18 protein-coding genes are annotated in these 18,487 nt (G+C 67.4%); 7 read left to right on the top strand and 11 right to left on the bottom strand.

Annotation, left to right across the window (positions count from 1 at the left end; all coding sequences use genetic code 11):
- Window positions 1–95: 95 nt before the first annotated feature.
- From J2X65_RS06855 to J2X65_RS06865, 3 genes are all read left to right on the top strand, one after another.
- Window positions 96–1,133, top strand: a complete 1,038-nt coding sequence (locus J2X65_RS06855; RefSeq protein ID WP_310199632.1) for an aspartate-semialdehyde dehydrogenase — start codon at window positions 96–98, stop codon at window positions 1,131–1,133.
- 245 nt (window positions 1,134–1,378) lie between these two features.
- A complete protein-coding gene (locus J2X65_RS06860) occupies window positions 1,379–2,020 on the top strand; it encodes a DUF1007 family protein (RefSeq protein WP_310199634.1) in 642 nt (213 codons plus the stop codon).
- Between the two features lie 5 nt (window positions 2,021–2,025).
- Window positions 2,026–2,970, top strand: a complete 945-nt coding sequence (locus J2X65_RS06865; RefSeq protein ID WP_310200063.1) for a nickel/cobalt transporter — start codon at window positions 2,026–2,028, stop codon at window positions 2,968–2,970.
- Between the two features lie 64 nt (window positions 2,971–3,034).
- Here the strand turns inward: J2X65_RS06865 and J2X65_RS06870 are convergent, their stop codons facing one another.
- From J2X65_RS06870 to J2X65_RS06905, 8 genes are all read right to left on the bottom strand, one after another.
- Window positions 3,035–3,775: an acetoacetate decarboxylase gene (locus J2X65_RS06870; protein WP_310199635.1), complete on the bottom strand. Its 741-nt coding sequence runs from the start codon at window positions 3,773–3,775 to the stop codon at window positions 3,035–3,037.
- A 117-nt stretch (window positions 3,776–3,892) separates the two neighbouring features.
- Window positions 3,893–7,315, bottom strand: coding sequence for an autotransporter domain-containing protein (locus J2X65_RS06875; RefSeq protein WP_310199637.1), 3,423 nt, complete (start codon window positions 7,313–7,315; stop codon window positions 3,893–3,895).
- Window positions 7,316–7,504: 189 nt separating this feature from the next.
- The gene (locus J2X65_RS06880; protein WP_310199639.1) at window positions 7,505–8,494 is read right to left on the bottom strand and encodes a WD40 repeat domain-containing protein; all 990 of its coding nucleotides are present in this window, start codon (window positions 8,492–8,494) and stop codon (window positions 7,505–7,507) included.
- Window positions 8,495–8,586: 92 nt separating this feature from the next.
- Complete coding sequence (locus J2X65_RS06885) at window positions 8,587–9,561, bottom strand: GTP-binding protein (RefSeq protein ID WP_310199640.1); 975 nt, start codon at window positions 9,559–9,561, stop codon at window positions 8,587–8,589.
- A gap of 76 nt (window positions 9,562–9,637) precedes the next feature.
- A complete protein-coding gene (locus J2X65_RS06890) occupies window positions 9,638–10,603 on the bottom strand; it encodes a metal ABC transporter substrate-binding protein (protein ID WP_310199642.1) in 966 nt (321 codons plus the stop codon).
- Between the two features lie 12 nt (window positions 10,604–10,615).
- Window positions 10,616–11,488 carry a metal ABC transporter permease gene (locus tag J2X65_RS06895; protein ID WP_310199644.1) on the bottom strand — a complete coding sequence of 291 codons (873 nt, stop codon included), beginning with the start codon at window positions 11,486–11,488 and terminating at the stop codon, window positions 10,616–10,618.
- Window positions 11,485–12,231 (bottom strand): zinc ABC transporter ATP-binding protein AztA, encoded by a 747-nt coding sequence (aztA, locus tag J2X65_RS06900; RefSeq protein WP_310199645.1) that lies wholly within the window; start codon window positions 12,229–12,231, stop codon window positions 11,485–11,487. The genes J2X65_RS06895 and aztA overlap by 4 nt, the downstream gene beginning before the upstream one ends.
- On the bottom strand, window positions 12,231–12,521 hold the full coding sequence (locus J2X65_RS06905; protein ID WP_310199647.1) for a hypothetical protein: 291 nt from the start codon (window positions 12,519–12,521) through the stop codon (window positions 12,231–12,233). The genes aztA and J2X65_RS06905 overlap by 1 nt, the downstream gene beginning before the upstream one ends.
- A gap of 218 nt (window positions 12,522–12,739) precedes the next feature.
- Here J2X65_RS06905 and ppa point away from each other — a divergent pair, with 218 nt between their 5' ends.
- On the top strand, window positions 12,740–13,267 hold the full coding sequence (gene ppa, locus J2X65_RS06910) for an inorganic diphosphatase (protein WP_310199649.1): 528 nt from the start codon (window positions 12,740–12,742) through the stop codon (window positions 13,265–13,267).
- A gap of 99 nt (window positions 13,268–13,366) precedes the next feature.
- On the opposite strand, the gene J2X65_RS06915 is transcribed toward ppa, so the two are convergent.
- Genes J2X65_RS06915 through J2X65_RS06925 form a run of 3 tightly spaced genes read right to left on the bottom strand, consistent with a single transcriptional unit; the run spans window position 13,367 to window position 15,653 of the window.
- Window positions 13,367–14,374 (bottom strand): Ldh family oxidoreductase, encoded by a 1,008-nt coding sequence (locus J2X65_RS06915; protein ID WP_310200065.1) that lies wholly within the window; start codon window positions 14,372–14,374, stop codon window positions 13,367–13,369.
- Window positions 14,375–14,406: 32 nt separating this feature from the next.
- Entirely contained in the window at window positions 14,407–15,225 is an 819-nt protein-coding gene (locus J2X65_RS06920; RefSeq protein ID WP_310199650.1) for a creatininase family protein, read from the bottom strand.
- Between the two features lie 32 nt (window positions 15,226–15,257).
- Window positions 15,258–15,653: a RidA family protein gene (locus J2X65_RS06925; RefSeq protein ID WP_310199653.1), complete on the bottom strand. Its 396-nt coding sequence runs from the start codon at window positions 15,651–15,653 to the stop codon at window positions 15,258–15,260.
- Between the two features lie 122 nt (window positions 15,654–15,775).
- Here J2X65_RS06925 and J2X65_RS06930 point away from each other — a divergent pair, with 122 nt between their 5' ends.
- The 3 genes from J2X65_RS06930 to J2X65_RS06940 are packed head-to-tail and all read left to right on the top strand — an operon-like array spanning window position 15,776 to window position 18,473.
- Window positions 15,776–16,801, top strand: a complete 1,026-nt coding sequence (locus J2X65_RS06930) for an ABC transporter substrate-binding protein (RefSeq protein ID WP_310199655.1) — start codon at window positions 15,776–15,778, stop codon at window positions 16,799–16,801.
- Window positions 16,802–16,820: 19 nt separating this feature from the next.
- Complete coding sequence (locus J2X65_RS06935; protein ID WP_404977683.1) at window positions 16,821–17,663, top strand: ABC transporter ATP-binding protein; 843 nt, start codon at window positions 16,821–16,823, stop codon at window positions 17,661–17,663.
- A gap of 15 nt (window positions 17,664–17,678) precedes the next feature.
- Complete coding sequence (locus J2X65_RS06940) at window positions 17,679–18,473, top strand: ABC transporter permease (protein WP_310199659.1); 795 nt, start codon at window positions 17,679–17,681, stop codon at window positions 18,471–18,473.
- Window positions 18,474–18,487 lie beyond the last annotated feature (14 nt).

Consider the following 18,487-nt stretch of genomic DNA (forward strand, 5'->3'; position numbering starts at 1 on the left):
CGCGTGTCAGGGGCGTTGCCACGCCTCGACTTTCGGCGTAAAAGCCCGCCCTCGCCCGAGCCTGTGAATGGCAGGGCCGTCAGGAGATATTCGAGATGGGCTACAAGGTCGCTATCGTCGGCGCCACGGGCAACGTGGGCCGCGAAATGCTCGACATCCTCGCCGAACGCGGCTTCCCCGCCGACGAGGTGATCGCGCTCGCCTCCCGCCGTTCGGTCGGGACGGAGGTTTCCTTCGGCGACAAGACCCTGAAAATTAAAGCCCTCGAGAACTATGACTTCTCCGACACCGACATCTGCCTGATGTCGGCCGGCGGCGAGGTGTCGAAGCAGTGGTCGCCGAAGATCGGCGCCCAGGGCTGCGTCGTCATCGATAACTCCTCGGCCTTCCGTTACGACAGCGACGTCCCGCTGATCGTGCCGGAAGTCAATGCCGATGCCATTGGCGGCTTCACGAAGAAGAACATCATCGCCAACCCGAACTGCTCGACCGCGCAGCTCGTCGTCGCGCTGAAGCCGCTGCACGACGCCGCGACGATCAAGCGCGTGGTTGTGGCGACCTATCAGTCGGTGTCGGGCGCCGGCAAGGAAGCGATGGACGAGCTGTTCTCGCAGACCCGCGCCGTGTTCGTCTCCGATCCGATCGAGGCCAAGAAGTTTCCCAAGCGCATCGCCTTCAACGTCATTCCTCACATCGACGTCTTCATGGAAGACGGCTACACGAAGGAGGAATGGAAGGTGATGGCGGAGACGAAGAAGATCCTCGATCCGAAGATCAAGCTCACCTGCACCGCCGTGCGCGTGCCGGTGTTCGTCTCGCATTCGGAAGCGGTGAACGTCGAGTTCGAGCGCCCGATCACCGTCGAGGAAGCCACCCAGGTGCTGCGTAACGCGCCGGGTGTGCTGGTCGTCGACAAGCGTGAGCCCGGCGGCTACATCACGCCTTACGAGGCGGCCGGCGAGGACGCCACCTATGTGTCGCGCATCCGCGAGGACGCGACGGTGGAGAACGGCCTCTCCTTCTGGTGCGTGTCGGACAATCTGCGCAAGGGCGCGGCGCTGAATGCGGTGCAGATCGCCGAGGTGCTGGTCAACCGCAAGCTGCTGCAGCCGAAGTCTCAGAAGGCGGCATGAGCCGACTTCTGCTGCAAGAACCAAGGCGGCGTGAGCCGACTTCTGCTGCAAGAACCAGGGCGGCGTGAGCCGGCTTCTGTCGCACAGACCCAAGGCGGCGTGAGCCGGCTCCGGCTTGCAGCCGCAAAAATCCGGAACGGCCGCTTTCGGGCGGCCGTTTTCGTTTCCGCGATCCCGGTGTCACGTTTCGGTCGAACTCCTCGTGGATCAATGATGTCCCTGCCGCTGATCACCGGATTCGGCCCTTGGCTCGCCTCCTCGCCCGCTTCGCCGCGCTCGTTCTTGCGCTGGCCGCCCTCGCCTCGCCCGCTGTGGCGCATCCGCATGTCTGGGTGGTGATCAACTCCCAGCTGCTTTACGGCCCGGACGGCACCCTCACCGGCGTGCGCCATGACTGGACCTTCGACGAGGAGTTCTCCAGCTTCGCCCTTCAGGGACTGGAACAGACGCCTGACGGCAAGCCGACGCCGAAGACGCTCTCCGAACTCGCGCAGGTGAACATCGATTCGCTCAAGGAATTCGACTATTTCACCTTTGCCAAGCGTGGGAAGGAGCAGTTTCCCTTCGCCCCGCCGCGCGACTACAGCCTGACTTATGACGGAACGGCGCTGACGCTGCACTTCACCCTGCCGCTGCAGAAGCCGCTGCCGGCCAAGGGCAGCACCGCGGTCGACGTCTACGATCCGACCTATTTCGTCGCCTTCCAACTCGCCGACAACAATCCGGTGAGGCTCGCCGGCAGTCCGGCCGGCTGCACGGTGGATGTGCACCGGCCCGATCCGGCGGCCGGCTCCACCAGCCTGTCGGAAGGCTTCTTCAACGCGCTGACCTCGGCGAGCAATTTCGGCTCGCAATTCGCCAACCGCGCCACGGTGAGCTGCCCGTGAGGCGCATGGCCTGGCTGCTGGCGGGCGCTCTGGTCGCCGGCGCCGTCCTCGCTCTGCCCGCCCTCGCCCAATCGCCGTTCGGCGTCGCGCCGCCGCCGCCCGCGCCGGAGGGCCTTGTCGGCTTCATCCTCGCCAAGCAGGCAGAATTCTACCGCCTGCTCACCGGCGCCGTGCGCGCCGCCAAGCAGGATGGCTCGGCGCTGTATCTGCTCGGCGGCATCTCCTTCGCCTACGGCGTCTTCCACGCCGCCGGCCCCGGCCATGGCAAGGCGGTGATCTCCTCCTATCTGCTGGCCAATGAGGCGAGCCTGAAACGCGGCATCGGCCTCGCCTTTGCGAGCGCCCTCGCCCAGTCGCTGACCGCCATACTGGTCGCCGGCATCTTCGCCGTCATCCTCGGCGCCACCGCCGCCGCCATGCAGCGCGCGGTGTTCCTTATCGAGATCACCGCCTATGGCCTCATCGTGCTGCTCGGCGCCCGCCTCGCCTATGTGAAGGCCGGCGCACTGGTCCGGGCCTGGCGCGGCGAGCCGGACCATGTCCATGCCGCCGGCGAGGCCTGCGAGGACGGGCATGCGCATCTGCCGGGGCCGGAGGCGCTGCCGCGCGGCGGCGTGAAGGAGTGGTGGGCGGCGGTGCTGTCGGTCGGCCTGCGCCCGTGCAGCGGCGCGATCCTGGTGTTGGTGTTCTCGCTTACCCAAGGCATCTTCTGGGTCGGCGCCGCCTCCACCGCGCTGATGGGGGTCGGCACCGCGATCACGGTCAGCGCGGTCGCCGCCATCGCGGTGTTCGCCAAGCATCTGGCGGTGCGCCTCGCCGCCCGTCGCGAGGGCAATGGCATCGCGGTGGCGCTGCGGGCGGTGGAACTCGCCGCCGCCCTCGCGCTCGTCGCCTTCGGCCTCGCCCTGCTGTTCGGCTTCATGGCGAGCGAGCGGCTGGGCCTCGGCTGAGGCAGGCCATGAAAAAGCCCGCGCCGAACCGCGCGGGCTTTCCGATCGCCTCGTGGCGCAGCGTTCAGTCTTTCAGATAATCATACGCCACCTTGCCGAGCCCGAGCGTCAGGTCGGACTTGATGTGCACGGCGGAGAGCACCTCCAGCACCGGCAGCTTGGCGACGTCGCAGATGGCGTGCGGGAACAGGCCCAGCGCCGCCGGTCCCGTCCACGCCTCCTTGATGGTGACGTCCTCGAGATAATACTCGACCAGCTCGCAGATCCGCGCCGAGCCGTCGACATGCGGGATGATCTTGATCATCCAGTTCGGCGCCAGCATGGATTTGAGGACCGCGTCCTTGTCGAGCGCCTCATATTTGTAGCCCATGGTGCCGCAGGCGCAGAGCACGCTGCCATAGTTCAGCTTGGCCACCAGCACGTCGCTCTCGACCGCGAAGCTGGGCTTGGCAAGCTTCTTGGGAAAACCCCACAATTCGCGGCCACCGGCGATCGGCGCCTCGTCGTCGAGATACATCGAGTGGACGAAGCCGCCCTTCTTGCCCTCGAACTCCACCGGGATAACCTGCCCGGTCTCGGTGTAGTCGCCGAAGCCGGTGGAGTCCGGCATGCGGATGAACTCGTATTTGACGATCGGGTCGGTGACCTTCAGCGGCTCGGGCACCACCTTTTCCAGCGCCGCCGGGTCGGTGCGGTAGGTGATGATGAAATATTCGCGGTTGAAGAAGCGATAGGGCCCCTTGGGATAGGAGGGGCTGGTCAGCGGCATCGAATAGGCGGTACGGCGGACGTCCTCGATCTTCATGGCATGCGGTCCTTGCTGAGATGCATCAAGCCTAGCCCATTTGCCGCGACGCGGTAGGGGTTCTTTGCCGGATCGCCGGACGCCGCGGCGCCCCCGTGCCGCCCGGCCAGTCGCCCTTCAGAAACGGTAGGTCAGCCCGCCCTTGACCGCATTGGTCTCCACCGCGTCGCCGAACTGGCCCTCATAACCAATGTTTAGCGACAGGTTGATGCCGACATCGAAACCCAGCCCGGCACCCAGCACGAAGCTGTCCTCGGCGATCGGCGCGCCGGCGACGGTGAAACCGCCGCCGGTCTGGATGAACGACATCGCCATTTGCGGGGTGATGTCGCCATAGGCGTGGCGCCAGGCCAGCGAGGCGTGCGGGGTCAGCGTGCCGCCGCCCATGGCGAGGCTGGTCGCCAGCCTCAGGCCGAGCGTCGAATAGGGCGTGTCGAACGACAGACCCGACGAGCTCAGCCCGGTCACCGGGGCATTGGTCTCGGTGAAGCTGTCGGTCTCGACCCAGCTCCAGGCGATCTGGGCGAAGGGCTCCAGCGCGAGAGCGTCCATCTCCACCGCATAGCCGGCTTCGAGGAACAGGTTGGCGGTCGCGCCATCATAGGAGCCACGCGGATTTTCGGTGACATCGAGCAGGCTGGCGGTGCGGCGGCTGTCCACGCTGCTCCAACCATAGGAGGCGCCGGCGCGCAGCCGCCACGCCTCCAGGCTTGTGCCGGCATAGGCGGCGATCAAGGCCGTGGCGGCGTCGACGCGGCTCAGCCGGTTGTCGACATCGCTCGAGGCCGACACATAGCCGGCCGCCAGGCCGAAGGTGACCGCGCCCACCGTGACGTCGCCGCCGGCAAGGAAACCGCCCAGCGAAGACTCGACCTCGGCGGCATTGCCGTTGCCATCCGCCGTGCTCCATTGACCGTAGCCCTGCACCCAGCCGGCATAGACCGGGCTGGGCGCGGCGGCCGGCGGCGTCTTCACCGGGATCGGGCTGGCGGCAGCCGGTGCCTTGGCGGCATAGGCGGTCGCCGGGCCGCCCATGCCGAGCGCCGCGGCCCCGGTATTCGTCTCCGCCGCCTGCCGCAGGCGGGAGACCAGCGTGTCGGCGACCAGCGGGTTCTGGCTGTAGAGCGTGGTGCCGAGCGAGGCATGCGCCTCGCCGGATAAAAGGTCGAAACCGGGCGCGAGGCCGCCCTGCTCGCCCGGCTGCAGCGCGACGATCTGCGCGTAGAGCGTGCCGGTGCCCGCCGCGTCGAGCGCGCCGGCCACCGCCCCCTGGTTGGCGGTCTGCGCGAAGCTGGCGAAGGCGGTACCGTTGCGCGCCAGCGTCACCGTCACCGAGGCGCCGTCGCGGCCGAGCGTCGGGTCGATGAACAGGTAGTCCGGCGCCACCAGCGCCGAGAACTGGCCGCCCGGCGTTGTGGTCTGCTGGGCCGAGACGATGGTGTAAACCTGCCCGACATTGAGGGGGCCGTCGGCGATCGACATCACCACCGTGCCGCCATTGATCGCCGAGGTGCCGGCAACGATCTGGTCGGATTGGGTGGCGTTCGCCTCGACCACATAGGTCGAGCCGGCATTGAAGGTAACGGTGCCGGCGACGTTCAGCGTGCCGATGGAATTGCCGGGCGACACGACGGCGCCGGAATTCACCGTCAGCGCGCCGAGGCTGGCATTGCCGGAGAGGCTCGCGCCATTGCCCATGGCCACGCTGGCCGAGGCCAGCCAGCCATTGAGATTCAGCCGGCCGTCGAGAACTACGTTGCCGGCAAAGCTGCTCGACCCCGTTGCCGCATAGTTGGCGTCGGAGCCGAGGAATAGCGTCTCGAAGTCGCGATACTGCGCCACATTGCCGACGAGGCCGACATTGAAGCTGCCGCTGCCCGCCAGGCGCAGCGTGTCGCTGCCGCTGCCGGCGGTGACATAGCCGGTCACCGTGCTGCCGGGACGATAGATGAACAGGTCGTCGCCGCCGCCCATGTCGACGGCCTTGGCATTGCCGCCCTGTAGGGTGCCGGCATTGTCGATGATGTCGGCATGGTCGCCAATGAAGGTCACCGCCACGCCGTCCGAGCGGATGATGCCCTCGTTGATCAGCGTGGTGGCAAACGGCGCCGGGCCCTGGTTGCTGTCGTCGACCAGGATCGCCCGGCCGACATTCTCGGCACCCTCATTGGCATAATTGTCGAAGGCTTCGATCACCCCGGTGGCGTGGTTGTGAATCACCCCGCCACCGATGGCGAGGCCGTCGGCGGTGTTGGGCACGCCATCATTGGTGCCGGTGGCGCCGGTGCCCTGGATCAGCCCGTAATTGTGCAGCTCGACCTTGCCGTCGACATCGACGCCGTCACCGTCGCCATCCGGCACGCCGTCCGCCTCGCCGTCATCGTCGATGAGGCCGGTCACTTCGCCGCGGATGATGCCGTAATTGATCACGGTGGTGACGGTGTCGCCGGTGCTGTCGACATTCACGCCGGAGCCGTTGCGGCCGATGATCAGGCCGCCCTGATCGTTGAACACGGAGATCTCTCCGTCGCCGGTGATGCCGTGCTTGGCGCCGTAGATGCTGGCGTTGATCTTGTTGACGACGCTGCCGCCGGTCTCCTGGAAGTCGACGCCGTCGCCATTGCTGTTGAGGTCGGTCGACTGGATGAGCCCGTGATTGATCACGCTGGCGCCGGCGCCGGGGCGGATGCCGTCGGCCTCGCGCGACTGCAAGGTGCCGTAATTGGTGATGGTGATGACGTTGTCGGGCGAGGTCAGGTCGGCGAAGTCGAGCGCCTGTCCGGCGCCGCCATCGATCAGCCCGTGATTCTCGATGGTGATGACGGCCGAGGTCGCGTCCGAACCGGCGGCGATCTTGATGGCGTCGTCGCCGCCGATCAGCCGGCCGCCGGCCTCGTTGACCAGCGTGAACGATTTCAGCGTCTCGACATTCGCCTCGTCGTCGAACTTGATCGCCCGGTCTTCGCCGCTCAGCGTCTGGATGGTGCCGGAATTGACCAGCACGATCGTGCCGCCGCCGAGCCGTACCGCGTCGTTCTGCTCGGCGGTGATGGTACCGGCATTCTCGATCCGCACCTTGGCGGTGACGTCATTGGCTGAGTTGAGGTCGAAGGCCTGCCCCTCTTCCGAGGTGATGGAGCCGGTATTGACCACGGTGAGCGTGCCACCGGCAAAGGCATCGTCGATGCGGAAGCCGTCATCGGTGGAGGCGATGCCGCCATTATTGGTAAGGGAATAGCTGCCGCTCACGGCGCCGTCAGTGTCGAAGGCACGCTTCTCGCTGAGGATCTCGCCGTCATTGACGATCACGACCCCGCTGCCGGTGGCCGGGCCGTCCCAGATCACCGCGCTCTTGGTCACGTCGAGCTTACCGCCTGCCTCGACCGTACCGCTGTCGGTTCCCGACACCGTCTGCTGTTTGGTCTGGGTGGTCCCGGCCGGCACCGTGAAGCTGTCGGCGCGGGCCGCGAGCGGCACGAACAGGAGCGAACTGGCGGCGAGCAGTGCACGGCAGCTCGCCGACGAGAAGAAGCGGTTCATGCGGACATCCCCAGCCCATAGCGCTAGCGATCTGCGCTACCCAGCCTGGATGACAAGCAGGTGACGCACGCATAACCGGACAGCGATCGTCGGAGGATACCGGCGCTCGCGGGCACGGCTGTGCCCCAGCGGCAACAGCACCGCGCACCTAAGTCTATGAAGCCGGCAGCCTTTCCGCCGCCGGTGGGCTCACAGCACCAGCACGCCGGCGCTGCCGCTCTCGGTGCCGATGCACAGGGCCCCGCCATCGGCGCGCCACGCCATGGCGGAAACCGGGCTGGCATCGGGCGCCCGCGCCAGGATCTCGGCACCATCGGAAATGCGCACCAGCATCGCCATGCCGTCCTCGAAGCCCACCGCGATCACCTCATCCTTCGGATGCGCGGCGACGCAGGAGACGCGCACGTCGCGCGGCGCCAGCATGGAGGGCTGCTTGCCCATCGGCCCGTCCTTGCTGGCGAACGGCCAGAGGATCGCCTCGTTGGAGCCGGACGTGGCGAGGAACTTGCCGCCGGCGGTGAACACCATCGACTTCACCCGCGCCGGATAGCCGCTCATGCGCATATGGCCGCCATCGCTGAGCCGCCAGCCATGCAGCGCGGCCTCCTGCATGGTGGTCACCACGAAGCGCATGTCGGGGCTGAAGGCGACCCCGCGATGCGACCCCTTCCACTCCAGAAATTCCGGCTTGGCCTGCGCGTTGGGGAACCACAGCGTCACCCCGCCATAATGCGCCACGGCGAGCCGCGTGCCCTTAGGGGCGAAAGCCAGCCCGCCGACGGTGGAAGGCACCGCAAGCGTCTTCATCTCGCCCTTGGCGGGCAGGAAATGCGCGGTCTTGCCGGCGGAGAAGGCGACAGCATCGGCCCCCACCGCCACCTGGTCGATCCAGCGCCCCTTCTGCTCGAACACCACCTCGGTGGAGCCGTCGCCACGCGTGCGCATCACCCGGCCGTCATCGCCGCCGCTGAGAATCGAGCGCGCATCGGCGGCGAGCGACAGCAGCACGCCTTTATGCGCCTCGACCCGCAGCGGCTCCTCGCCGGCGAAGGCGAGCACGCCCTCGGCCAGCGCGAAAACCGGGGTGGTGCCGAGATAGGCCGCGCCGACGACGGCGCCGTCGAGCGCATACACGCGCAGCTTCGAGGTCAGGGAGGAGGGAGTGCTGTTGACGGCCATGAACAGGTCGGGCTCGGATCGGAAAACGCAAAGGGCTGCGCCGGACTAGCGCATATTGCGCCCGCCGTCACGCAGCCCGCCTGTGCGAGCGCTCACGCCACGCAGGCGCGAAAACCCTTTTCCAGCGCCGGCACGTCCAGCTTGCGGCCGATGAACACGATGCGGCTCAGCTTCGGCTCATCCGCCTTCCACGGGCGCTGATGGTCGCCGTCGAGGATCATGTGCACGCCCTGGAAGACGAAGCGGTCCGGATCGTTCTTGAAGGCGAGGATGCCCTTGGAACGCAGGATGTTCGGCCCCTCGCGCTGGGTCAGCTCCTGGATCCACGGGAAGAACTTGTCCGGGTCGAGCGGCGCGTCGCTGGTGAACGACACCGAGCGCATGTCCTCGTCGTGGAAATGCTTGTGGCCGGCTTCGAGGAAATCCGGATCAATGGCCTGGATGCGGTCGAGGTCGAACGCCCCCTGCCCCAGCACCTTGTCGATGGCGATGTCGGAGCGCTGGGTGCGGTGGATGCGGGCGAAAGGGTTGATGGCGCGGATGCGCAGCTCGACGTCCTTCAGCTCCGCCTCCGACACCAGGTCGGTCTTGTTGAGCAGGATGACGTCGGCGAAGGCGATCTGGTTCTTCGCCTCGGGGGCGTCCTTCAGCCGGTCCTTCAGCCATTTGGCGTCGGCGACCGTCACCACCGCGTCGAGCGCGGTCTTGGCGCCGACCGTCTCGTCGACGAAGAAAGTCTGGGCGACCGGCGCCGGATCGGCGAGGCCGGTGGTCTCGACGATGATGCCGTCGAAGCCGTCCTTGCGCTTGAGCAGGCCGTCGATGATGCGGATGAGGTCGCCGCGCACGGTGCAGCAGATGCAGCCGTTGTTCATCTCGAACACTTCCTCGTCGGCGCCGACCACGAGGTCGTTGTCGATGCCGATCTCGCCGAACTCGTTGACGACGACGGCGAATTTCTTGCCGTGCGGCTCGGAGAGGATGCGGTTGAGCAGCGTCGTCTTGCCGGCGCCGAGATAGCCGGTCAGCACGGTGACGGGGATTTTGCTGGATTGGGCGTCGGGCATGGAAACCTCGATCCTTGGAACAACGTCATGCCCGGGCGGGACCCGGGCATGAGCGTCTTGAATGTGCTCGGAATTCTCAGCTCGACAGCGCGGCCGAGAACTCGCGGATGTTGTTTTGCATCATGTCGATATAGGTGGCGGCCGGCCCCTTGTCATCGGACAGCGCGTCGGAAAATACCGTGCCGCCGATCTTGGCGCCGGTCTCGTCGGCGATGCGCTTGATCAGCCGCGGGTCGGAGATGTTCTCCATGAACACCGCCGGGATCTTCTCGGCCTTGATCTGCCGGATGATGCGGGCGACGTCCTTGGCCGACGCCTCGGCCTCGGTGGAAACGCCTTGCGGTGCGATGAATTCCAGCCCGTAGGCGCCCTCGAAATAGCCGAAGGCATCATGCGAGGTGATCACCCGCCGCTTGTCGGCCGGGATGCGGGCTACGGCCGCCTTGATCTCGGTGTCGAGCGCCTTGAGCTTTTCGAGGTACGCGCTTGCATTGGCCTCGTAGGCGGCCTTGCCGTCCGGATCGGCAGCGATCAGCCCGTCGCGAATGTTGGCGACATAGATCTCGGCATTGCCGACCGATTGCCAGGCATGCGGATCGGTCTCCTCATGATCGTGGCCGGCATGCGCGCCCTTGCCGGCCCCATGCGCGTGCCCCTCTTCCTCCATCTCGCGCGCCTCGACGCCCTTGGAGACCACCATCATGGTCGCCTTGGTGCCGGAGGACTTCACCAGCCGATCCATCCAGCCCTCGAAACCGAGGCCGTTGACGAACACCACCCTGGCAGCGGCCACCTTCTTGGCGTCGGCCGGCGCCGGCTGGAACACGTGGGCGTCGCCGTCGGCGCCCACCAGCGTCGAGACCGCGACGCGGTTGCCGCCAACATTCTTCACCAGGTCACCGAGGATCGAGAAGGACGCCACCACCGGCAGCCGGGTCTCAGTGGCACCGGGAGTGGACTGGGCCGACGCAGGAGCGGCGATGGGAACGGCGGCCAGCGCCATCAGCAACGCGCCGGCTGCGGCAATGCGGGAGAGCTTCATGCGACAACTCCTTCAGGCTTCGAGATGTCGGCGCGGCATCAGGCGGAGCAGGATGCCGCCGATGGGTCCGACGAGCACCGACAGCACATAGGCGCCGCCGGCGATGAGGATGATGGCGGGGCCCGAGGGCACGCCGAGATGATAGGAAACCAGCAGGCCGATCACCCCCGAGCCGCAGGCGACCAGCACGGCGGTCAGCACCAGCGCGGTGAGGTCGCTCGCCCAGAAGCGGGCGGTGGCGGCCGGCAGCATCATCAGCCCCACCGCCAGCAGCGTGCCGAGCGCATGGAAGCCGCCGACGAGGTTGAGCACCACGAGCGCGAGAAAGACGAGGTGCGTCGGCGTTCCCGCCCGGCTCACCGAGCGCAGGAAGCCGGGATCGACGCACTCCACCACCATCGGCCGCCACAGCATCGCCAGCGTCACCATGGAGACGGTGGAGACGCCGACGATCAGCAGCAGCGTCGGGTCGTCGAGCGCCAGCACGGTACCGAACAGCACATGCAGGAGATCGACATTCGAGCCGCGCAGCGACACCAGCATCACCCCGAGCGCCAGCGAGACCAGGTAGAAGGCGGCCAGCGCCGCGTCCTCCTTCATCTGCGTCGCCCGCGCCACCGCGCCGGCGCCGATCGCCACCGCAAAACCGGCGACCAGCCCGCCAATGGTCATGGCGAACAGGTTCAGTCCGGCGGCGAGGAACCCCACCGCCGCGCCGGGCAGGATGGCGTGCGCCATGGCATCGCCGGCGAGACTCATCCGGCGCAGCATCATCAGCACGCCGACCGGCCCGGCGCCGAGGCCGAGCGCGATCACGCCGATCAGCGCCCGGCGCATGAAGTCGAACTCGGCGAAGGGCGCGATCAACAGCTCATACGGGCTCATGCCGCGCGCTCCGCCTCGCAGGCATGGGCGCTCTCGTCCCAGGCCTCGCACATGTGCCGCGCCTTGATCAGGTTGGAGGGCGTCAGCACCGCCCGCGTCTCGCCCCATTCCACCGGCGAGCGGGCCAGCAGCAGCGTGCGGGGAAAATGAGCGCGCACCAGTTCGAGATCGTGCAGCACCGCCAGCACCGTGCGGCCCTCGCCGTGCCAGCGCTCCACCAGCGCGATCAGGTCGCGCACGGTGGCGGCATCGAGGGCGGTAAAGGGCTCGTCGAGCAGGATGATCTCGGCATCCTGCAGCAGCAGCCGCGCGAACAGCGCCCGCTGCATCTGCCCGCCGGACAGCGTGCCGATGGTCCGGCGCTCGAAGCCGTCGAGGCCTACCGCCGAGATCGCCGCGGCGATGCGCTCGCGGTCGGCGCGCGAGACGCCGCCGAACAGCCCGGTGCGCCGCCACAGGCCGAGCGCCACGATATCGTAGACATTGATCGGGAACGAGCGATCGACCTCGGCCGCCTGCGGCAGATAGGCGATGCGCCGCCCGTCGTCGGGCCGGGCGATGCTGCCCGACAGCGGCGACAGCAGCCCCATCACGCCCTTAAGCAGCGTCGACTTGCCGGCACCGTTGGGCCCGCAAACCGCGACCAATTCGCCGCGCGTCACCGCCCCGCTCAGATGATGCACCGCCGGATGCCGGTCGTAGCCCAGCGTCACGTCGCGGAAGGCAAGGACTTCCTCCGCCATCACGCGCCTCCCCACAGCACCGCAAGCGCCGCCGCCCACAAAAGCACGGCCACCGGCAGCACCAGCGCCAGCCGCGCGAAGGCGGACATCCGCAGCAGCGACGGACCCACCACGGCCGCCGGATGGCGGGTGCCGGGCGGATGCCCATGATGCGGATGCGCGTGGTTGGAGTGCGCGTGGTTGGAGTGCGCGTGGTTGGAGTGCGCGTGGTTGGAGTGCGCGTGGTTGGAGTGCGCGTGGTTGGAGTGCGCGTGGTTGGAATGATCGTGCTGATGGTGGGATGCAGGCATGCGTAACCTCGAAGACAGCTCGACTGATACAACATATCACCGGACTGCGTCCAGCCATTTGATACATTATCACATCGCATCTGCGAGATTTACCGCCGCATTGCGGCATATGCGCCGAATTGCCCGCTCACACTCTCTCGACGGCGGGCTTCCTCCGACCTATTAGGAAGCGCTTTGTCGGCCGGTCTGCCCGGCATTCTTCGTTCTGGAGCCCGTTCATGGACATTTCACGCATTTCTGCCGGACCGAACCCGCCGGACGAGATCCACGCCGTCATCGAGATCCCGGCCGGCGGCGCGCCGGTGAAGTACGAGCTCGACAAGGAATCCGGCGCGATCTTCGTCGACCGCTTCCTGCACACGCCGATGTTCTATCCGGGCGCCTACGGCTTCATCCCGCAGTCGCTGGGCGACGACGGCGATCCGCTCGACGTGATCGTCATCTCGCCGGTGGCGCTGATGGCCGGCTGCGTCATTCCCTGCCGCCCGGTCGGCGTGCTGATGATGACGGACGAGAAGGGCGGCGACGAGAAGATCCTCGCCGTGCCGGCGGACAGCGTCTACCCGTACCACTCCAACGTGAAGTCCTATCAGGACCTTCCCCCGCTCGTCGTCGAGCAGGTCGCGCACTTCTTCACCCACTACAAGGACCTGGAGAAGGGTAAGAAGGTCAACGTCGCCGACTGGCACGGTCCCGAGCGCGCCCGCGAGTTGATCGTCAAGGCGATCGAAGCCGCCAAGAAGTGAGCCGTTCCGCCATCGGCGGAGCCGCATCGCGACGAATGTCGAGGAGGCCGTCCGCTGACAGCGGGCGGCCCTTTTTGCATTCGGCGCCGGCCGAGGGCCTCAGCCTTCGAACCCCATCCCGGCCAGCGCCGCCCGAAGCGCCGGCGGCACGCTCACGCCCTCGCGCGCCGCCTTCTCGCGATTGGCGAGGCGCCGCTGGCCCGGCAGGCGCGCACCGGGCTCGCCCTCGATCGTCGCCGCCAGCCGCTCCATATGGTCGAGATAGGCCGCCCCCGCCGTCCGGCCGGGATCGATGGCGAGGATCACATGGCCGACCGCCGCCGGCGGCCCCTCGCCGTCGAAGAAGCTCGGCGTGTCGAAGGCGAAGGTGGAGGCGGTCAGCCCCGCCGCCATCACCTCGATGAGGAAGGCGAGCGCGGTGCCCTTGGCTTCGCCCATCGGCACCATGGTGCCGGCGAGGCCGGCCCTGGAATCGGTGGTCGCCCGGCCCTCGGTGTCGAGCGCCCAGCCCTCCGGGATCGGCTCGCCGCGCTGCGCCGCCGCCAGCACATTGCCGCGTGCCACCTTGGCGACCGAAAGATCGACCACCGCCGGCGGCCGGTCGCGCAGCGGCGTGGCGAAGGCGAGCGGGTTGGTGCCGAACACCGCCTTCTTGCCGCCCCAGGGCGCGATCGAGGCCGAGGCGTTGGAGAAGGCCAGCGCCACCAGCCCGCGCCCGGCAAGCTTTTCCACCGGCTGGCCGGCGACGCCGAAATGGCTGGAGCGCCGCATCGACACCAGCGCGATCCCGGTCTCGCGGGCGATCTCTTCCGCCAGCGGCAGCGCGTGCTCGATGGCCGGATAGGCGAAACCGTTGCCGGCATCGACGCTGAGCACGCTCGGCGCCACCCGCCGGCTCGCCGGGGTCGCATAACCGTCGATCTTGCCGGCCGCCACCATTGCCGAATAGCTCGGCAGGCGGGCGAGGCCGTGGCTGCCCAGCCCGTCGGCCTCGGCCGCCACCAGCGCCTGCGCCGTCGTCGCGGCATTGGCCGGCGAAGCGCCGAAGGTCTCCAGCACCCGGCTCGCATAGGCGCGGGCTTCGTCGAGCGTCAGGCGCATCGGCATGGCGGTCGTATCCATCGCGGTCAGGGGAGCGTTCATTTGGCGCCGCCGCCGAGGGGGCCGGCGGGCAAGCGGGACAGGTCGAAACGCTGCACATCGGCGAGCAGCGCCACGAAGGCGCGCGCGCCATAGACGGCGCAGGCCCGCCCCTTCTCGGCATCGGCCTCGGTGGCGTCGCCCATAGCCCCGGTGGGGTTGATATCCTGCGACATCCAGCCGAAGCCGGCCGGCGTGCCGGCGCGCAGATACTGGAACTCCTGTTCCATGCCGAGCGTCGCCGGGACGAAATTGTCGATCTTGTCCTCCCGCACCATGTCGGGGCGGAACTGCAGCATCAGCGAGGTCTCGATGCCGCCGGCATGGATGCCGTGCTGGCGCTCGGTGGCCGAGAACAGGCCCTCGGGATAGCCGAAGCGATGCCAGGACACCGTCACCGCCAGCATGCCGAGCCGGGCACGCAGCTCGCGTGCCACAATGTCGAGGGTGGAAACATTGCCGCCATGCGAGTTGACCAGCACGATCTTGCGCACGCCGGCGCGGTGAACGCTCTCGCCGATCTCGATCCAGGCGCGGGCCAGCGTCTCGGCCGACAAGGTGAGCGTGCCGGGAAAGAAGAGGTGCTCGTTGGATTTGCCGATCGGCTGCATCGGCAGGAACACCGCCGGCAGGTCGTCGGGCAGCAGCTCCATCACCTCGTCGAGATAGCCCTGGCCGATCATCGCGTCGACGCCGACCGGCAGGTGCGGCCCGTGCTGCTCGACCGCCGCCACCGGAAGCACGGCGATCCAGCTTCCGACATCGCCTTGCGCGAAATCGGTCCAGCTCATTTCGGTCCACAGGCGCTTGGGCGGCATGATTGGGCTCCGCGACGTTCGAAGGCGGCGTTCTAGTCCCGATCCGCCCGGGCCGCCAGCGCCTCGACCTCGACCTTGAATTCCGGGCGGGTGAAGCCGGAGACGATCATCAGCGTCGAGGCCGGCGGCGGATCGGCGACGAACCGGTCGCGCGCCGCCATGTAGCCGGCCATATGCGCCCGGTCAGTGACATAGGCGTTGAGCCGCACGATGTCGCCCGGTCCCATCCCCGCCTCTTCCAGGCAGGCGGAAATGGCGCGGAAGCACAACGCCGCCTGCTCCTCGGCGCTTTCGGGAATCGCGTCGTCCGGCGAAATGCCGAGCTGGCCTGAGGTCAGCAGCAGCCGTGCGCCGGCGGTCACCTCGACGGCGTGGCTGTAGCGGGCGAACGGGCGGCGGATCGCGGTCGGCAGGAGATGGCGCAGCATGCTCCATCCTTAGGCCCGCAAATTTGTGCGGACAAGGCCATGTGGGAGATATGTGCATCGGCTTTAAGCTCGCCTAGTATGGCGGCATTGCCGCCGGCACCGCCTGTTGGGAGACCCTGTCCATGCGCCGCAGTTTTCCGCGCCGCCATTTCCTGCGCTCGCTCGCCTTCGCCTTCGCCGCCACCCTGACGACGTTCACCGCCGCTCCGCCCGCCTTCGCCGCCGACAAGGTGACCTTCGGCACCAACTGGGTGGCGCAGGCCGAGCATGGCGGCTTCTACCAGGCGGTGGTCGACGGCACCTATGCGAAGTACGGGCTCGACGTGACGATCCTGCCCGGTGGCCCGCAGGCCAATAACCGCCTGCTGCTGCCGGTCGGCAAGATCGATTTCTACATGGGCGCGAACATGTTGCAGGCCTTCTCCTCGGTGGTGGAAGGCATCCCGACGGTCATCGTCGCCGCGCTGTTCCAGAAGGACCCGCAGGTGCTGATCGCCCATCCGGACGTGAAGACCTTCGAGGATCTGAAGACGAAGACCCTGTTCATCTCCAAGGAAGGCCTTGCCAGCTACTATCAATGGCTGGTCGCCGATTTCGGCTTCAGCGAAAATCAGGTGAAGCCCTACACCTTCAATGCCGCGCCGTTCCTCGCCGACAAGAACAGCGCCATGCAGGGCTACATCACCTCCGAGCCCTATGCGGTAGAGCAGCAGGGCGGCTTCAAGCCGCAGCTGTTCCTGCTCGCCGACCAGGGCTTCGACACCTATTCCACCACCATCGAGACCCGCTCCGAGCTGGTGAAGTCCAACCCCGATCTGGTGCAGCGCTTCGTCGATGCCTCGATCATCGGCTGGTACAATTACCTCTATGGGGACAACGCCAAGGCCAATGCGCTGATCAAGAAGGACAATCCGGAAATGACGGATGAGATGATCGCCTTCTCCATCGACAAGATGAAGGAATACGGCATCGTCGATTCCGGCGACACCAGGAGCCTCGGTGTCGGCGCGATGACGGATGAGAAGATCAAGAGCTTCTACGACAAAATGGTGCGCGCCAAGGTGGTCAAGGCCGACATCGACTACAAGAAGTCCTACACCACGCAGTTCGTGAATAAGGGCGTCGGTAAGGAACTTGCCCCAAAATGAGCCGCCGCGCGTGACCGCGATCCTGCAACAGCCGCGTCCGGCCGCGCCCGAGGCCGGCGCGCCGCTGCTGAGCCTTGCCGGTGTCGGCAAGCGCTTCGGCAATCAGGTGACCGCCCTCGACGGGCTCGACATGGAGGTGCGCCGTGGCGAGTTCCTCTCGCTGCTCGGCCCCTCCGGCTGCGGCAAGTCGACGGCGTTGCGCCTGATCGCCGGCCTCGCCGAACCGAGCTCGGGCCGTATCGCCTTCAACGGCGAGCGCGCGGGCAAGCCATCAGCTGCTCACAAGCCATCAGCGACCCACAGGACAGCGGCTACCCATCCGTCTGTCGGTTTCGTCTTCCAGGAGCCGACGCTGATGCCGTGGGCGAGCGTGTTCGGCAATGTCCACCTGCCGCTCAAGCTCGCCGGCATCGGCCGCCGGGAGGCCGAGCCGGCGATCATGGAGGCGCTGGAGATGGTCGGCCTTGACGGATTCCGCGACGCCTATCCGCGCGAGCTCTCCGGCGGCATGAAGATGCGCGTCTCCATCGCCCGCGCGCTGGTCACCAAGCCGCGCCTTTTGCTGATGGATGAGCCCTTCGCCGCGCTCGACGAGATCACCCGCTTCAAGCTGAACAACGACCTGCTGCAGGTCTGGCGCCAGCTCAACTGCACCATCGTGTTCGTCACCCATTCGGTGTTCGAATCGGTCTACCTCTCCACCCGCATCCTGGTGTTCCGCGCCCGGCCGGGCCGGGTCGCCGCCGAGCTCGCCATCGATCCGGCGCTGGAGCGCGACGAGGCCTTCCGCACCTCGCCGGAATATGCCGCCCTGTGCCGGCGGACGTCGACGGCGCTCGCCGCCGCCATGAACGCCGGCTGAAAGGAGCGGCGCGGCATGGCGCATCGGCTGGAGACCTCGCCCTTCCGCTGGCTGCTGCCGGTGGCCGTGCTCGGCCTCGTCATCCTCGGCTGGGCGCTGGTGGTGCGGCTCAACGATCTGCCGCCTTATATCCTTCCCGGCCCCTTGCGCGTGCTCGACACCCTGATCGCCGATCGCGAGGTGCTGCTCGGCTCGCTCATGGTGACGCTGCGCACCACCCTCATCGCCCTGGTGCTGGCGGCCATCGGCGGCGGCGCGCTGGCCCTGCTGTTCGCCTCCGCCCGCATCGTCGAGTTCTCGCTGTTCCCGATCGCCATCATCCTGCAGGTGACCCCGCTGATCGCCATCGCGCCGCTGATGCTGATCTACCTCTCCACCGATACGGCGGTGCTCACCTGCGCCTGGATCGTCGCCTTCTTCCCGATCCTGTCCAACACCACGCTCGGGCTCAATTCGGTGGATCCCAACCTGCGCGACCTGTTCCGCCTCTCCGGCGCCGGGCGGGTGCAGACCCTGCGCCTGCTGCAGCTTCCCACCGCCCTGCCCTATTTCCTCGGCGGGCTGCGCATCGCCGGCGGCCTCGCCCTTGTCGGCGCGGTGGTGGGCGAGATCGCCGCCGGCTCGGCGGGCCAAGGCTCCGGCCTCGCCTTCCGCATCGTCGAATCCGCCTATCGGCTGAACATTCCGCGCATGTTCGCCGCCCTGCTGCTGATTTCTCTCGCCGGCATCCTCATCTATGCCGGGCTGAGCCTGCTCTCCTGGCTGCTGTTGCGTCGCTGGCATGAGAGCGCCCTCGGCAAAGGCAACTGAGTCCTGAGGGAACC

Source organism: Ancylobacter sp. 3268, assembly GCF_031456575.1.
GTDB lineage: Bacteria > Pseudomonadota > Alphaproteobacteria > Rhizobiales > Xanthobacteraceae > Ancylobacter.

What these genes read in the sequence shown, in the direction of transcription:
- J2X65_RS06870 (WP_310199635.1), bottom strand. Translation starts at nt 3,775, where the DNA reads ATGAAGATCGAGGACGTCCGCCGTACCGCCTATTCGATGCCGCTGACC.
- J2X65_RS06895 (WP_310199644.1), bottom strand. Translation starts at nt 11,488, where the DNA reads ATGAGCCCGTATGAGCTGTTGATCGCGCCCTTCGCCGAGTTCGACTTC.
- J2X65_RS06890 (WP_310199642.1), bottom strand. Translation starts at nt 10,603, where the DNA reads ATGAAGCTCTCCCGCATTGCCGCAGCCGGCGCGTTGCTGATGGCGCTG.
- J2X65_RS06920 (WP_310199650.1), bottom strand. Translation starts at nt 15,225, where the DNA reads ATGCCGCCCAAGCGCCTGTGGACCGAAATGAGCTGGACCGATTTCGCG.
- J2X65_RS06940 (WP_310199659.1), top strand. Translation starts at nt 17,679, where the DNA reads ATGGCGCATCGGCTGGAGACCTCGCCCTTCCGCTGGCTGCTGCCGGTG.
- J2X65_RS06855 (WP_310199632.1), top strand. Translation starts at nt 96, where the DNA reads ATGGGCTACAAGGTCGCTATCGTCGGCGCCACGGGCAACGTGGGCCGC.
- J2X65_RS06865 (WP_310200063.1), top strand. Translation starts at nt 2,026, where the DNA reads ATGGCCTGGCTGCTGGCGGGCGCTCTGGTCGCCGGCGCCGTCCTCGCT.
- J2X65_RS06930 (WP_310199655.1), top strand. Translation starts at nt 15,776, where the DNA reads ATGCGCCGCAGTTTTCCGCGCCGCCATTTCCTGCGCTCGCTCGCCTTC.
- J2X65_RS06885 (WP_310199640.1), bottom strand. Translation starts at nt 9,561, where the DNA reads ATGCCCGACGCCCAATCCAGCAAAATCCCCGTCACCGTGCTGACCGGC.
- J2X65_RS06905 (WP_310199647.1), bottom strand. Translation starts at nt 12,521, where the DNA reads ATGCCTGCATCCCACCATCAGCACGATCATTCCAACCACGCGCACTCC.
- J2X65_RS06880 (WP_310199639.1), bottom strand. Translation starts at nt 8,494, where the DNA reads ATGGCCGTCAACAGCACTCCCTCCTCCCTGACCTCGAAGCTGCGCGTG.
- J2X65_RS06915 (WP_310200065.1), bottom strand. Translation starts at nt 14,374, where the DNA reads ATGCCGATGCGCCTGACGCTCGACGAAGCCCGCGCCTATGCGAGCCGG.
- J2X65_RS06925 (WP_310199653.1), bottom strand. Translation starts at nt 15,653, where the DNA reads ATGCTGCGCCATCTCCTGCCGACCGCGATCCGCCGCCCGTTCGCCCGC.
- ppa (WP_310199649.1), top strand. Translation starts at nt 12,740, where the DNA reads ATGGACATTTCACGCATTTCTGCCGGACCGAACCCGCCGGACGAGATC.
- aztA (WP_310199645.1), bottom strand. Translation starts at nt 12,231, where the DNA reads ATGGCGGAGGAAGTCCTTGCCTTCCGCGACGTGACGCTGGGCTACGAC.
- J2X65_RS06875 (WP_310199637.1), bottom strand. Translation starts at nt 7,315, where the DNA reads ATGAACCGCTTCTTCTCGTCGGCGAGCTGCCGTGCACTGCTCGCCGCC.